Origin of the sequence: Escherichia sp. UTM R2, from assembly GCF_048593455.1 — a bacterium.
GTDB classification, from domain to species: domain Bacteria; phylum Pseudomonadota; class Gammaproteobacteria; order Enterobacterales; family Enterobacteriaceae; genus Escherichia; species Escherichia coli.
This window is the reverse complement of the sequence record NZ_JBFWDY010000002.1, coordinates 3,015,778-3,029,730: the sequence shown is the minus strand read 5'-3', so window position 1 is coordinate 3,029,730 and position 13,953 is coordinate 3,015,778. Positions and strand designations below refer to the sequence as shown.

Annotated in this window: 16 protein-coding genes and 1 riboswitch; of the genes, 8 read left to right on the top strand and 8 right to left on the bottom strand. The window is 52.9% G+C overall.

Features of this window, described 5'->3' with window-relative positions:
- The first annotated feature begins 37 nt into the window (after window positions 1-37).
- Window positions 38-182, top strand: a riboswitch (molybdenum cofactor riboswitch).
- The 7 genes from moaA to AB4H76_RS15490 all read left to right on the top strand — a co-directional run bounded on the left by moaA (window position 170) and on the right by AB4H76_RS15490 (window position 4,632).
- Window positions 170-1,159, top strand: coding sequence for a GTP 3',8-cyclase MoaA (gene moaA / locus AB4H76_RS15520; RefSeq protein ID WP_001340186.1), 990 nt, complete (start codon window positions 170-172; stop codon window positions 1,157-1,159). (Overlaps the previous riboswitch by 13 nt.)
- 21 nt (window positions 1,160-1,180) lie before the next feature.
- Complete coding sequence (gene moaB, locus AB4H76_RS15515) at window positions 1,181-1,693, top strand: molybdenum cofactor biosynthesis protein B (protein ID WP_000084639.1); 513 nt, start codon at window positions 1,181-1,183, stop codon at window positions 1,691-1,693.
- Between the two features lie 2 nt (window positions 1,694-1,695).
- The gene (gene moaC / locus AB4H76_RS15510) at window positions 1,696-2,181 is read left to right on the top strand and encodes a cyclic pyranopterin monophosphate synthase MoaC (RefSeq protein WP_000080885.1); all 486 of its coding nucleotides are present in this window, start codon (window positions 1,696-1,698) and stop codon (window positions 2,179-2,181) included.
- On the top strand, window positions 2,174-2,419 hold the full coding sequence (gene moaD, locus AB4H76_RS15505; protein ID WP_000598619.1) for a molybdopterin synthase sulfur carrier subunit: 246 nt from the start codon (window positions 2,174-2,176) through the stop codon (window positions 2,417-2,419). Before moaC ends, moaD begins: the two co-directional genes overlap by 8 nt.
- A gap of 1 nt (window position 2,420) precedes the next feature.
- On the top strand, window positions 2,421-2,873 hold the full coding sequence (gene moaE, locus AB4H76_RS15500) for a molybdopterin synthase catalytic subunit MoaE (protein WP_000852296.1): 453 nt from the start codon (window positions 2,421-2,423) through the stop codon (window positions 2,871-2,873).
- 136 nt (window positions 2,874-3,009) lie between these two features.
- Window positions 3,010-3,714 (top strand): Bax inhibitor-1/YccA family protein, encoded by a 705-nt coding sequence (locus AB4H76_RS15495; protein WP_000373624.1) that lies wholly within the window; start codon window positions 3,010-3,012, stop codon window positions 3,712-3,714.
- 204 nt (window positions 3,715-3,918) lie between these two features.
- A complete protein-coding gene (locus AB4H76_RS15490) occupies window positions 3,919-4,632 on the top strand; it encodes a Bax inhibitor-1/YccA family protein (RefSeq protein ID WP_000446917.1) in 714 nt (237 codons plus the stop codon).
- 35 nt (window positions 4,633-4,667) lie between these two features.
- On the opposite strand, the gene AB4H76_RS15485 is transcribed toward AB4H76_RS15490, so the two are convergent.
- The 3 genes from AB4H76_RS15485 to AB4H76_RS15475 are packed head-to-tail and all read right to left on the bottom strand — an operon-like array spanning window position 4,668 to window position 7,623.
- On the bottom strand, window positions 4,668-5,624 hold the full coding sequence (locus tag AB4H76_RS15485; protein ID WP_000045450.1) for a lysylphosphatidylglycerol synthase domain-containing protein: 957 nt from the start codon (window positions 5,622-5,624) through the stop codon (window positions 4,668-4,670).
- The gene (clsB, locus tag AB4H76_RS15480) at window positions 5,624-6,865 is read right to left on the bottom strand and encodes a cardiolipin synthase ClsB (protein WP_000650316.1); all 1,242 of its coding nucleotides are present in this window, start codon (window positions 6,863-6,865) and stop codon (window positions 5,624-5,626) included. Before clsB ends, AB4H76_RS15485 begins: the two co-directional genes overlap by 1 nt.
- Window positions 6,862-7,623, bottom strand: a complete 762-nt coding sequence (locus tag AB4H76_RS15475; RefSeq protein ID WP_001113347.1) for an endonuclease/exonuclease/phosphatase family protein — start codon at window positions 7,621-7,623, stop codon at window positions 6,862-6,864. Before AB4H76_RS15475 ends, clsB begins: the two co-directional genes overlap by 4 nt.
- Before the next feature lie 132 nt (window positions 7,624-7,755).
- Between AB4H76_RS15475 and AB4H76_RS15470 the strand changes: the two genes are divergently transcribed.
- Window positions 7,756-8,166 carry a YbhQ family protein gene (locus AB4H76_RS15470; RefSeq protein WP_000871982.1) on the top strand — a complete coding sequence of 137 codons (411 nt, stop codon included), beginning with the start codon at window positions 7,756-7,758 and terminating at the stop codon, window positions 8,164-8,166.
- Here AB4H76_RS15470 and AB4H76_RS15465 read toward each other — a convergent pair.
- The 5 genes from AB4H76_RS15465 to cecR are packed head-to-tail and all read right to left on the bottom strand — an operon-like array spanning window position 8,128 to window position 13,769.
- The gene (locus AB4H76_RS15465) at window positions 8,128-9,234 is read right to left on the bottom strand and encodes an ABC transporter permease (RefSeq protein ID WP_000469031.1); all 1,107 of its coding nucleotides are present in this window, start codon (window positions 9,232-9,234) and stop codon (window positions 8,128-8,130) included. The genes AB4H76_RS15470 and AB4H76_RS15465 overlap by 39 nt on opposite strands.
- 10 nt (window positions 9,235-9,244) lie before the next feature.
- On the bottom strand, window positions 9,245-10,378 hold the full coding sequence (locus AB4H76_RS15460) for an ABC transporter permease (RefSeq protein WP_000070131.1): 1,134 nt from the start codon (window positions 10,376-10,378) through the stop codon (window positions 9,245-9,247).
- On the bottom strand, window positions 10,371-12,107 hold the full coding sequence (locus AB4H76_RS15455; RefSeq protein ID WP_000996107.1) for an ATP-binding cassette domain-containing protein: 1,737 nt from the start codon (window positions 12,105-12,107) through the stop codon (window positions 10,371-10,373). The genes AB4H76_RS15460 and AB4H76_RS15455 overlap by 8 nt, the downstream gene beginning before the upstream one ends.
- A complete protein-coding gene (gene hlyD / locus AB4H76_RS15450; protein ID WP_000743444.1) occupies window positions 12,100-13,095 on the bottom strand; it encodes a secretion protein HlyD in 996 nt (331 codons plus the stop codon). Before hlyD ends, AB4H76_RS15455 begins: the two co-directional genes overlap by 8 nt.
- Before the next feature lie 2 nt (window positions 13,096-13,097).
- On the bottom strand, window positions 13,098-13,769 hold the full coding sequence (gene cecR / locus AB4H76_RS15445; protein WP_001296991.1) for a DNA-binding transcriptional regulator CecR: 672 nt from the start codon (window positions 13,767-13,769) through the stop codon (window positions 13,098-13,100).
- Between the last annotated feature and the right edge of the window lie 184 nt (window positions 13,770-13,953).

The window sequence follows — 13,953 nt, the reverse complement described above, 5'->3', positions numbered from 1 at the left end:
TGGATGGTAAAAATCTCATTTACACGCTAGTATCGGCATAACCACTAAACACTCTAGCCTCTGCACCTGGGTCAACTGATACGGTGCTTTGGCCGTGACAATGCTCGTAAAGATTGCCACCAGGGCGAAGGAAGAAATGACTTCGCCTCCCGTATCTGGAAAGGTGTACATGGCTTCACAACTGACTGATGCATTTGCGCGTAAGTTTTACTACTTGCGCCTGTCGATTACCGATGTGTGTAACTTTCGTTGCACCTACTGCCTGCCGGATGGCTACAAACCGAGCGGCGTCACCAATAAAGGCTTTCTTACCGTCGATGAAATTCGCCGGGTTACGCGCGCCTTCGCCAGTCTGGGCACCGAAAAAGTGCGCCTGACAGGAGGAGAGCCGTCTTTACGCCGCGACTTTACCGATATCATCGCCGCTGTGCGGGAAAACGACGCTATCCGCCAGATTGCGGTCACAACCAATGGTTACCGTCTGGAACGCGATGTGGCGAGCTGGCGCGATGCGGGACTTACTGGCATTAACGTCAGTGTCGACAGTCTGGACGCCCGCCAGTTTCACGCTATTACCGGGCAGGATAAATTCAACCAGGTCATGGCAGGGATTGATGCTGCATTTGAGGCCGGTTTTGAGAAGGTCAAAGTCAATACCGTGCTGATGCGTGATGTTAATCATCACCAGCTCGACACCTTTCTGAACTGGATCCAGCATCGCCCTATCCAGCTGCGTTTCATCGAACTGATGGAAACGGGCGAGGGCAGCGAGCTCTTCCGTAAGCATCACATCTCTGGTCAGGTTCTGCGTGACGAGCTACTGCGTCGCGGCTGGATCCACCAATTACGTCAACGCAGCGACGGTCCCGCGCAAGTCTTTTGCCATCCAGATTACGCCGGAGAGATTGGCCTTATCATGCCGTATGAAAAAGACTTCTGCGCCACTTGCAACCGCCTGCGCGTTTCCTCCATTGGTAAACTCCATCTCTGCCTGTTTGGTGAAGGCGGCGTTAACCTGCGCGATCTGCTGGAAGACGATACCCAGCAACAGGCGCTGGAAGCGCGTATTTCAGCGGCGCTGCGGGAGAAGAAACAGACCCATTTCCTGCATCAAAACAACACCGGTATTACGCAAAACTTATCGTACATTGGCGGCTAAAACGTCAAAAGGAGAGATCAGATGAGTCAGGTAAGCACTGAATTTATCCCGACCCGTATTGCTATTCTTACGGTTTCTAATCGTCGCGGTGAAGAAGACGATACCTCCGGTCACTATCTGCGCGATTCGGCGCAAGAAGCGGGCCATCACGTTGTCGATAAAGCCATTGTGAAAGAAAACCGCTACGCTATTCGCGCTCAGGTATCTGCGTGGATCGCCAGCGACGATGTACAAGTGGTATTGATTACGGGTGGTACTGGCCTGACGGAAGGTGATCAGGCTCCCGAAGCATTGCTGCCGTTGTTCGACCGTGAAGTTGAAGGTTTTGGTGAAGTGTTCCGGATGTTGTCGTTTGAAGAGATTGGCACTTCCACGTTGCAATCTCGTGCGGTAGCGGGCGTCGCCAACAAAACGCTGATTTTCGCCATGCCGGGTTCGACCAAAGCGTGCCGTACCGCATGGGAAAATATCATCGCGCCGCAGCTGGATGCCCGTACGCGTCCGTGTAATTTCCATCCACATTTGAAGAAATAAGTATGTCGCAACTGACCCATATCAACGCCGCTGGCGAAGCGCACATGGTGGATGTCTCCGCCAAAGCGGAAACCGTGCGTGAAGCGCGGGCGGAAGCCTTTGTCACCATGCGCAGCGAGACGCTGGCGATGATTATTGATGGTCGCCACCACAAAGGCGACGTATTTGCCACTGCGCGTATTGCCGGTATTCAGGCGGCAAAACGCACCTGGGATCTGATCCCGCTCTGTCATCCGCTGATGCTCAGCAAAGTTGAAGTCAATTTACAGGCCGAGCCGGAGCACAATCGGGTGCGTATAGAAACCTTATGCCGCCTGACCGGGAAAACCGGTGTCGAAATGGAAGCATTAACCGCGGCCTCCGTGGCGGCGCTGACCATTTATGACATGTGCAAAGCGGTGCAAAAAGATATGGTGATTGGTCCGGTACGTTTGCTGGCGAAGAGCGGCGGCAAGTCGGGTGACTTTAAGGTGGAAGCGGATGATTAAAGTTCTTTTTTTCGCCCAGGTGCGCGAGTTGGTGGGAACAGATGCAACCGAAGTGGCTGCGGATTTCCCAACTGTTGAAGCGTTACGCCAGCACATGGCTGCGCAGAGCGATCGCTGGGCGCTGGCGCTGGAAGATGGCAAATTACTGGCTGCCGTCAACCAGACGCTGGTGAGTTTTGACCATCCGCTGACTGACGGCGACGAAGTAGCTTTCTTCCCGCCGGTAACCGGAGGTTAAGATGGCAGAAACCAAAATTGTTGTTGGTCCGCAGCCGTTCAGCGTAGGAGAAGAGTACCCGTGGCTGGCGGAGCGTGACGAAGACGGTGCGGTAGTCACCTTTACTGGTAAGGTGCGCAACCATAACCTGGGCGACAGCGTCAACGCATTAACCCTCGAACACTATCCGGGGATGACTGAAAAAGCACTGGCAGAAATTGTTGATGAAGCGCGTAACCGCTGGCCGCTGGGGCGCGTCACTGTGATTCACCGCATCGGGGAATTATGGCCGGGCGATGAAATCGTTTTTGTCGGTGTCACCAGTGCGCATCGCAGCAGTGCGTTTGAAGCCGGGCAGTTTATTATGGATTATCTCAAAACCCGCGCACCGTTCTGGAAGCGCGAAGCCACGCCGGAAGGCGACCGCTGGGTTGAAGCTCGGGAGAGCGATCAGCAGGCGGCAAAACGCTGGTAGTTTTTTGTTAGCCGGATAAGGCACCGCTGCGTCCGGCAATTTCACCGCTCAGTACATACGTTTACGCTGCGTCGATGCACAGCCTCATCATTTTGCAGTATCCTTAAGATATTCCTTATATCTTCAGGAGATCGTCATGGACAGATTCCCACGTTCTGATTCAATCGTACAACCCCGGGCTGGCTTGCAAACTTATATGGCTCAAGTCTATGGCTGGATGACCGTTGGCTTGTTGCTGACCGCATTTGTTGCCTGGTATGCGGCTAATTCCGCGGCCGTGATGGAGCTGTTGTTCACTAACCGTGTCTTTTTAATCGGTCTGATCATCGCGCAATTAGCATTGGTTATTGTGTTATCAGCGATGATTCAAAAGCTGAGCGCAGGTGTAACGACGATGCTCTTTATGCTTTATTCGGCGCTGACGGGTCTTACGCTTTCCAGTATATTCATTGTCTATACCGCTGCTTCTATCGCCAGTACTTTCGTCGTTACTGCCGGGATGTTCGGCGCAATGAGCCTGTACGGTTACACCACGAAGCGCGATTTAAGTGGCTTTGGCAATATGCTGTTTATGGCGTTAATCGGCATTGTGCTGGCATCGCTGGTCAACTTCTGGTTGAAAAGCGAAGCATTGATGTGGGCAGTTACCTACATCGGCGTGATTGTCTTTGTCGGATTGACGGCGTATGACACGCAGAAACTGAAAAATATGGGTGAGCAGATTGATACCCGCGACACGTCGAACCTGCGCAAATATTCCATTCTTGGCGCGTTAACCTTGTATCTGGACTTCATCAACCTGTTCCTGATGTTGTTGCGGATCTTCGGCAACCGCCGTTAATTCTTTTTCACCATCACTATCCCGGCCATGTGTCGGGATTTTTTTCTTACTAAAAACGACACTTAACAAGTACCAGGTATAAAATATGCCTTATGGACGAGCGGAAGCGTTTTCTGTATCCATAAATGCAAAAGTATTTTGTATGCGTGGTTTTAAATTTATTGATGGTGAATATTAATATTTTTTCTAAGGATAACTAAAAGAATGGAATCATACTCGCAAAACAGCAATAAATTAGATTTTCAGCACGAGGCCAGGATATTAAACGGTATATGGCTCATTACCGCTTTAGGTTTGGTGGCAACCGCAGGACTAGCCTGGGGAGCTAAGTATCTCGAAATTACGGCAACCAAATATGATTCACCACCAATGTATGTCGCCATAGGGTTATTATTACTTTGTATGTATGGCTTAAGTAAGGATATCAACAAGATAAATGCCGCCATCGCGGGCGTAATATATCTGTTTTTACTCTCTTTGGTGGCGATTGTCGTTGCAAGTTTAGTTCCTGTATATGCCATTATCATCGTGTTCAGCACTGCGGGCGCGATGTTTTTAATCAGTATGCTGGCCGGTTTATTATTTAATGTTGATCCTGGTTCTCACCGTTTTATCATTATGATGACGTTGACAGGGTTGGCCCTGGTAATCATCGTGAATGCGGCATTAATGAGTGAACGGCCCATTTGGGTAATAAGTTGCTTAATGATTGTGTTATGGTCAGGCATTATCTCGCATGGACGAAATAAGCTCCTTGAATTGGCGGGGAAATGCCATAGTGAAGAGTTGTGGAGTCCGGTTCGTTGCGCTTTTACAGGTGCATTAACACTCTATTACTATTTTATCGGCTTCTTTGGGATACTTGCCGCGATAGCTATAACGCTTGTCTGGCAAAGGCATACGCGTTTTTTTCATTAGCCGTAAATGCACATACTAAAGAACTTAACTAAACTTCACATCGCCGCTTCATTTTTCGCCCGTAGCTTCTTCGCCTGGCTTTCCAGCAACAGGTAACAGATCAGCGCCAGCAGCAGTGGGATAAAGTAATACAGCACACGGTAAGCGAGTAGGGCGGCGATAATTGTACCTTTGGAGGTATGCTCCCCAGCCAGTAGTGCGATAAACACCGCTTCCAGCACACCGATCCCCGCCGGAATATGCACGATGACGCCAGCAATACTACTAACCAGTAACACGCCCAGTACAAAGAAATAGTTCACGCTTTGACCAAGTAACAGCCAGATAATCGCCCCCATTACCATCCAGTTAACGCTGGAAATCAGCATCTGAGCGAGGGCGAATTTCCATGAAGGCAGCACCAGCTTTTGCCCTTTGATGGTCATATGGCGGTGCTTCGCGAAAGCGCAAAACCACAAATAAACCGCGATAATCATCAGTAAGCCAATGCCGAGAATACGCAGCGTAGTTTGATCGACATACCAGTGATCCGGCAACTCCACCACGCCTGCGGTAAAGATAATCCCTGCCAGTAAAATGTAGCCCAGCCAGTTGGTGGTAATACTGAGCGAGAAAATCCGCGTAATAGTGCTACCGGGCAACCCCAGACGAGAGTACAAACGATAGCGCATACCAATGCCGCCGACCCAGGTACTGAGCGTCAGGTTGAAGGCGTAGCAGATAAACGACACCAGCATCACCTGGCGCTTCGCCAGTTTGTGACCGCAGTAAAAGCGGGCGAGCAGGTCATAGCAGCCGTAAATCAGATAGCTGACGACCACCAGCCCGACCGCACTAAGCAGCGCAACGCGATTGTAGTCGCGGATGACCTTCCAGACCTCTTCCCAGTCCACTTTTTTGGCGTAGACCACCAGCAACACAATCACCGCGATAAAAAACAGCCAGGTGAGGATCTTCTTTGCTAAGCGCCAGCGCGGGTGTGATTTACTCATCAGGGTTTTACCCCCGTGTTTTCAGTTTCTACCCGATCCTGCGTTTCCATTGTCGGTTGTGCGGGCGGATCAACCTGCGCCAGACGTGGCGTGTGTGCCGGAAGCCAGCCAACCAGCGCCGGGAAGTGGCGTAAAAAGTGGAACGCCAGCACGCTTTTGGTCAGGTTCCACCAGGTGCGTTTGGGCAGCATGGTTTCATCCACCTGCTGACAATCTGCGGCAATAATGCCGTTCAGATTATCGCGCAGCGTCTGGTTAAAATGACGATCGTGGATGATGACATTTGCTTCGAGATTCAGTGACAAACTGAGCGGATCGAGATTACTGGACCCTACTGTCGCCCAGTGATCGTCCATCAATGCCACTTTGCCGTGGAGCGGGCGGCGGCGGTACTCAAAAACCTGAACGCCGCCTTTAACCAGATAGTTATACAGCAAGCGCGCACCGACTCTGACAATCGGCATATCCGGTTCGCCCTGAATGATCAGTTTGATCCGCACCCCGCGCCGTGCCGCTTTACGCAAGGCGTGTAAAAATCGATAGCCGGGGAAGAAGTAGGCGTTGGCGATAATCACTTCCCGCCGCGCCTGAGTGAGCATTTTCAAATAATGGCGTTCAATATCATCGCGATGTTCTTCGTTATCGCGCCAGACCAGCAATACCTGCGCTTCTCCCGGCTGGCGATTTTCTTCCGCTTTGTGATGACGTCGCCACCAGCGTCGTGCCGCGCTCTGTCCAGGCAGGTTTTCCAGCTCAAACTGGAGAATATCTTCGACAATCGGCCCTTCAAGGCGTACCGCGTAATCCTGTTTAGCCTCTGGACCGTAGCTGGACATATGCTCGGCGGAGTAATTCAGCCCGCCAATAAAGGCGATACGCGCGTCGATCACCACAATTTTGCGATGCATCCGGCGAAACACATTGGTGCGCATACCAAAAAGGCGAGGGCGGGGATCGTAGTAGCGAAATACCACGCCAGCTGCCGTCAGTTCATTGACAAACTCATCGCTGAGATCCGGCGAACCGTAGCCATCCAGCAAGACTTCCGCTTTAACCCCGCGTTGCGCTGCTGCCAGTAGTGCCGCATGCAGCTGTTTGCCGACGTCATCCTCAAACCAGATAAACGTTTCAAGAATGATGCGTTCTTGTGCCTCGCCAATCGCCTTAAACACCGCGGGATAATATTGCTCGCCGTTTTCCAGCAACTCGATCTTATTGCCTTCACGCCAGCTACATTTCATAAATGAATCTCCGCACTTAAAGGGGCATGATCAGAAAGGTGTCGCCATGTCTGCAGCGGCAACGCGGTTGGCGCGCTGGCGCTGGCATTTTTGACGTAGATCCTGTCCAGACGTAGTAGAGGAAATTGCACCGGAAACGTGCGCGCCGGGCGTCCGTGGGCGCGGGTAAATATCTCATCCAGTCCGGCCTGCACTTTTAACGGATGATTAGCTTTTTGCCGCCAGTCATTGAAATCACCCGCCACCAATACCGGTTCGCCGTCCGGTAGCTCATTCACCCATTCGGCGAGCATCGCAAGCTGCGCCTGACGGTGCGCCTCACGCAGGCCCAGATGTACGCACATCACATGAATCGCTTTTCCGGTCATCGGCGGCACAATGCGGCAGTAGAGCACGCCGCGCTTTTCCGCACCATCGACCGAAACATCGCGATTCTCATAATGTTCAATGGGATAACGCGACAGTACGGCGTTGCCGTGATGCCCTTCCGGGTATACGGCATTGCGACCGTAGGCAAAATCGCTCCACATAGTGTCGGCGAGAAACTCGTAGTGCGAGGTATCGGGCCAGTTTTCCACATGCAGCGGATGAACTTCGTGCGCGCCCATCACTTCCTGCAGGCAAACAATATCGGCGCTGACGGTACGCACGGCGTCGCGAAGTTCCGGCAAAATGAAGCGTCGGTTAAACGCGGTAAAGCCTTTGTGAATATTGATGGTGAGCACCTTGAACGAAAATTGTTGTGTTTGATCGGGCATAATTTTCCTGTCTTTGCCTCTTATCTCATTGAAATAGTGTAGTCGGCGTCACAAAAAGGTGCGGTCTTACGGAATTTTCCGTAAAGTTCGGTACTCTGAGTAAGTAGAGATAAATTCTTCAGGAGAGAAGCCATGAAGTGGCAACAACGTGTTCGTGTCGCAACGGGTCTAAGTTGCTGGCAGATTATGTTGCATTTACTGGTAGTGGCGCTGCTGGTGGTGGGCTGGATGAGTAAGACTCTGGTTCACGTCGGCGTGGGATTATGCGCACTGTATTGTGTCACGGTAGTGATGATGCTGGTGTTTCAGCGCCACCCCGAGCAACGCTGGCGTGAGGTGGCAGACGTGCTGGAAGAGCTGACCACGACCTGGTATTTTGGCGCAGCGCTGATTGTGCTGTGGCTGTTGTCCCGCGTTCTGGAAAACAACTTTTTGCTGGCAATTGCAGGGCTGGCAATCCTTGCCGGCCCGGCGGTAGTGTCTTTGCTGGCGAAAGATAAGAAGTTACATCACCTTACGTCTAAACATCGCGTACGCCGCTGACCCTGTCGTGGCCGTTATCACCAGTAGCGGCCACAAACTATTCCACACAATATCCAGACTCGCATCCTTCAAATAAATCTGCTTGGTAATGTCCGTAAAGTGGCGAATAGGGTTAATCCACGTCAGGTTTTGCAGCCATACCGGCATGTTTTCCACCGGAGAAACGTAACCGGAAAGGAGAATGGCGGGCATCATAAAGACAAACACGCCGATAAACGCCTGCTGTTGTGTTGAACAGAGTGATGAAATCAACAGACCGAATCCCACCAGCGATAAACCATAAATCACCATCGTAAAGTAGAACAGCGCCAGCGATCCGGCGAAGGGGATTTGATACGCCCAGATACCAATCGCCAGCACAATGGTGGCCTGGAAGGTGGCGACAATTAACGCCGGTACGGCTTTGCCGATGAAGATCTGCCAGGTGGTGAGCGGCGAAACCAGTAGCTGATCGAGCGTACCTTGTTCACGTTCGCGGGCGACGGAAAGTGAAGTGACGATCATTACGCCGATAGTGGTGATCATGGCGATCAGTGACGGCACCACAAACCATTTGTAGTCGAGATTCGGGTTATACCAGTTGCGTACCACCAGCTCGCTGTTGTTAGGTTTCGGTTTTCCTTCCAGCAGCTCCTGCTGATAATTTTTGACGATCTGTTGCAGGTAGTTGGCGGCAATTTGCGCACTGTTGGAGTTACGCCCGTCGAGGATCAACTGCAACGGCGCGGTCTGGAAGGTATCCAGTTTGCGCGAGAAGTCAGCCGGGAAACGCACCAGTAGTAACGCCTTTTGTGTGTCGATGGTTGGGCGGATCTCCTGTGGGCTTTTCAGCAGCAGCACATGGGTAAAGGCGCTGGCGCGGGCAAAACGTTGGGTCAGCTCCACCGAATGCTCGCCGTTATCTTCATCGTAGATGGCGATGGTGGCGTTAGTCACTTCCAGCGTGGCGGCGAACGGGAACAGGATCACCTGAATAAGCACAGGTAAAATCAGAATCGCGCGGGTTTGTGGTTCGCGCAGCAACGACTGCAACTCTTTGCGGATTAACGTCCATAAGCGATGAAACATGCTCTTCTCCCTAATCCAGCCGACGTTTGGTTTTCAGCCACGTCAGGCCGATAAACATCACCGCCGAAGCGATCAAAAACAGCACGTTTACCACCAGCACCACTGGAATATTCCCGGCGAGGAACAGGCTTTGCAGGGTGCTGACGAAATAACGAGCGGGAATAATGTACGTCACCGCGCGGATCACCGCGGGCATACTGTCGATCTGAAAAATAAAGCCGGAAAGCATAATCGACGGCAGGAACGCGGCGTTCAGGGCGACCTGAGCGGCATTGAACTGGTTGCGGGTAATCGTGGAAATCAGCAGCCCCATCCCCAGGGTACTGAGTAAAAACAGGCTGGAGATAAAAAACAGAATAAGCAGCGAACCGCGATACGGCACGCCGAGAATAAACACTGACACCAGCATACACAGCAGCATCGCCAGCATCCCGAGAAAGTAATAAGGGATCAGCTTACACAGCAGCAGTTCCGTGCGGGTAATCTCCGTAGAGAGCAGAGCCTCCATGGTGCCGCGTTCCCATTCTCGCGCCACCACCAGCGAGGTGAGAATCGCGCCGATGACCGTCATGATAATGGTCACCGCACCCGGGATAATAAAGTGCTGGCTTATCGCCGCCGGGTTAAACCAGTAGCGGGTTTGTACATCAATAAGCGGTTCAAAAGTCTGCCCGTTGTCCTCCGCTCGCTGCATTTGCCAGATCTGCCAGATCCCTTCGACATACCCCTGTACAAAGTTAGCGGTATTCGGCTCACTGCCGTCGGTGATCACCTGAATCGGTGCGGTGGCGTTGGCGCGCTCCATCTGTTCCGCAAAATCCACCGGAATAACCACCAGACCGCGAATTTTCCCCGCCTGCATTTTGGCGATCAGTTCCTGACGGTTATCGCTGATGGTGGCGTCGATGTAGGGCGAACCGGTCATGGTGTGGGTGAAATCCAGCGCCGCTTCGCTACGCTGTTCCAGCAAAATCCCGACCCGTAGCTTGCTGGAGTCGAGGTTAATGCCGTAACCAAAAATAAACAGCAGTAGCAGTGGGATCACTACCGCAATCAGCCAGCTACTCGGATCGCGAACGATCTGCCGCGTCTCTTTGACGCACAGCGCCCGCACGCGACGCCAGGAAAGGATCGGGTTACTCATTGCTATGCTCCTTATCCCAGTCGTGGATCAACTGAATAAAGGCTTGCTCCATGGTGGGATCGGGTTGCTCATCGTTAGCCGACTGTGCTTTCAAATCGTCCGGCGTGCCGCTGGCGATTAATTTCCCGCGGTACACCAGGCCGATGCGGTCGCAATATTCCGCTTCATCCATAAAGTGGGTGGTGACCATCACCGTGACGCCTTTCTCTACCATGCTGTTGATGTGCAGCCAAAATTCACGGCGGGTGAGGGGGTCAACGCCGGAAGTCGGTTCGTCGAGAAACAGAATGTCCGGTTCATGCATCAGCGAACAGGCCAGCGCCAGCCGCTGTTTAAAACCTAATGGCAGTTCATCGGTGGCGTGGGAGGCGATACTTTTCAGGCCGAACGCCTCGCTCATGCGGGAGATTTTTTCGTTCTGCGCCCGACCGCGTAAGCCATACACACCAGAGAAAAAGCGTAAATTCTGTTCGACCGTCAGGTTACCGTAGAGCGAAAATTTTTGCGCCATATAGCCGAGATGCTGGCGCGCTTTACCGGAACTCTCTTTCAGATCCATCCCCAGCACCAGCGCCTGGCCGGAAGTCGGCACCAGCAAACCGCACATCATCTTAAAGGTGGTCGATTTACCCGCGCCGTTTGGCCCCAGCAAACCAAAAATCTCCCCACGTTTAACGGCAAAGTTGACGTGATCGGTGGCGGCAAAATCCCCAAATTTCTTGGTCAGTTCTTTCGCTTCGATCACCGTCTCGCCGGGTGTGCCTTCTACCGTATGTAATATTGCGCCCAGCGGCGATTCCGAGGTTCCGGCACCGCCCAGCAAATCAATAAACGCATCTTCAAAACGCGGCGTAGTTTCGTTGATGTTGATTTCCGGCATCCCGTCGGCATGGCGAATATCGTCTGGTGTGGCCTCTTTTTTGAGGATCAGACGTACCGATTTCCCCTGAATCATGCCGTCGCTGACCTGCGGCAGTTTCAAGGCGCGTTGCAACAGTTTGCGGTTGCCCTCGTGTGGACTGGTCATCAGAAAGCTGCGTCCGGCCATGGTTTGTGTCAGGGCTTTTGGTTCTCCCTGATACAGCAACTCGCCTTCGTTCATCAGTAACACGTCACGGCACTGCTCGGCTTCGTCGAGATACGAGGTACTCCAGAGGATTAACATCCCTTCGCCCGCCAGCTCATGCACCATCTGCCACAGTTCGCGCCGTGAGATAGGGTCAACGCCGACGCCGGGTTCATCGAGCAGCAACACTTTCGGTTCGCCCACCAGGGTACAGGCCAGGCCGAGTTTTTGTTTCATCCCACCGGAGAGCTTGCCCGCCAGGCGTCCGGTAAACGGCCCAAGAGACGTAAACTCCAGCAGGCGAGCAAAAGTTTGCTTACGTGCCTCGCCGGTGACGCTGCGCAAATCCGCGTACAGATTGAGGTTCTCCATCACCGTGAGATCTTCATACAGACCAAATTTCTGCGGCATATAACCGAGCACGGCGTGCAGCGCGCCGTCGTTTTTGATCGGATCAAAGCCAATCACCGTGGCACTGCCGCTGTCGGGTTTCAGTAATCCCGCCAACATCCGCATCAGCGTGGTTTTACCTGCACCGTCCGGCCCCACCAACCCCGTCACATAACCGGCGTGAATGGTACAATCGAGCGGCGCGACGGCGGGCTTGTCCATGCCCGGAAAGCGTTTTTCCAGGCCGTTCAGCGTGATAACGGCATCATTCATGTCCTGCCTCGTCACCGAATTGTACCGTCACTGGCATTCCCTGGCGTAACGCATCATCGGCGTCGGTCACCACAATACGCAGGCGATAGACGAGGTCGGTACGCAGATCCGGCGTTTCGACGGTTTTCGGGGTAAATTCAGCAGTCGGCGAAACGAAACCAATCTGCCCGTGATACGGCTTGTCCGGGCGACCATCGGTATAAAGCAGCACTTTGCGCCCCGGCTGGGCCTGGTCAAGATTACGTTCATCAACATAAGCGCGCACCCACACCGGACGCGTTAGTGAAACGGTAAACACCGTGCCACCTTCATTGAGGACCGTGCCTGGCTCCACCGCGCGCGTTAACAGCGTGCCATCAGACGGGGCTATCAACGTTGAGTCCTGTAAATTCAACTCCGCCTGCGCCAGTTGCGCCTGCGCCTGTTCGAGGCTGGCTTTCGCCTGAGCGATGTCCTGTTCACGGTTACCGGAACGGTACTGACGCAATTTATCCTGTGCTGATTTCAGCGTTGCCTGCGCCTGGTCGCGCGAGGAGCGGGCATTTTCCAGGTCATTTGCCGAAATAGTGCGGCTTTTCCACAACCCTTGCTGGCGGTTATAGAAGTTCTGCGCATAGTCATAGGCGGCTTGCGCCTGTTTCACCGCTGCGGCGGCCTGAGCGATTTCTTCATCGCGATACCCGGCAAGCATCAGGTCATACTGCGCCTGTGCCACCGAAACACCCGCTTTCGCCTGCATCAGGGCAATCTCATACGGCTTGTGATCCAGTTCGCCCAGCACCTGGCCCGCTTTGATAGCATCACCTTCGTCCACCGCCAGCGATTCAACGCGCCCCCCAACACGGAAACTAAGATTTACCGTACGAATATCCACGTTGCCATACAGCGTCAGGCCGTTATCCTGGCGGCTTTGATACCACCAGTAGCCTCCGGCAACCACGGCGGCAAGTACCACTACCGCCAATCCGATCACGACAGGTTTTTTCATCACTACAAACTCCTTTGCGATAATCCTTGCAAAATCAGGTCGATATGACAGGTCACCGTCTGGTTGATCAGTTCGGTCTTTTCTTCATCGAACGCGGTCCAGCCGGTACGTAACAGAATTGTTTCTTTGCCAAGACGGAACGCCAGAATCTCACCAATCAACGCATGGGTATGAAGGATCATGCGGGTGTCATTGGCGTCGCAGCCGGTCCAGGCGGCAATCAGGCGTGTCAGGTGGCTGTGTAGCGGACTAATCACCTGTTCGTGCACCAGGTGGTAGGCTGCCGTGGGAGAGAGCTGCTCACGGGAGATAAACTTGCTGAGGTTGACGGTGTCATCCTGGGTGAGCAGCTTAATCATGTTCCTGCAGGCGCGAAGGATCAGTTCACGGATGGCAGCCCGATCAGGCTGTGGTTGCGCGAACAAGCGTTCGGCTTCCTCGGCATGCGGACGGAACTGCTCGCCAATAAAATCGGCAATCCACTGGGCGCAGGCGAGGTACAAATCTTCTTTCGAACCGAAGTAGTAGGTGATGGCAGCGATATTCTGCCCGGCCTGGGCGGCTATCTCGCGAGTGGTGGCGTTCATTCCATATTCACCAAACTGCGCCAGTGCGGCAGCAATCAGCTGTTTTTTCGCCTGTTCACCCTTGATTGTCATGGCAGGATTATTCATCGCACAGTCCATTCTTAATCAAATGATTGATTAAGATTATGACTCCATAGGGGAGTTGTCCAGTATGGCTAAGAATTTTAGCAACGCCAGTCACAGGGATAATTTATGCGCTGCGTCACAAAAACTGCTACACTCCGCTCCCTCATGACATTGTGGTTTTTGTCATTTTCCTTTTCAGTATCTC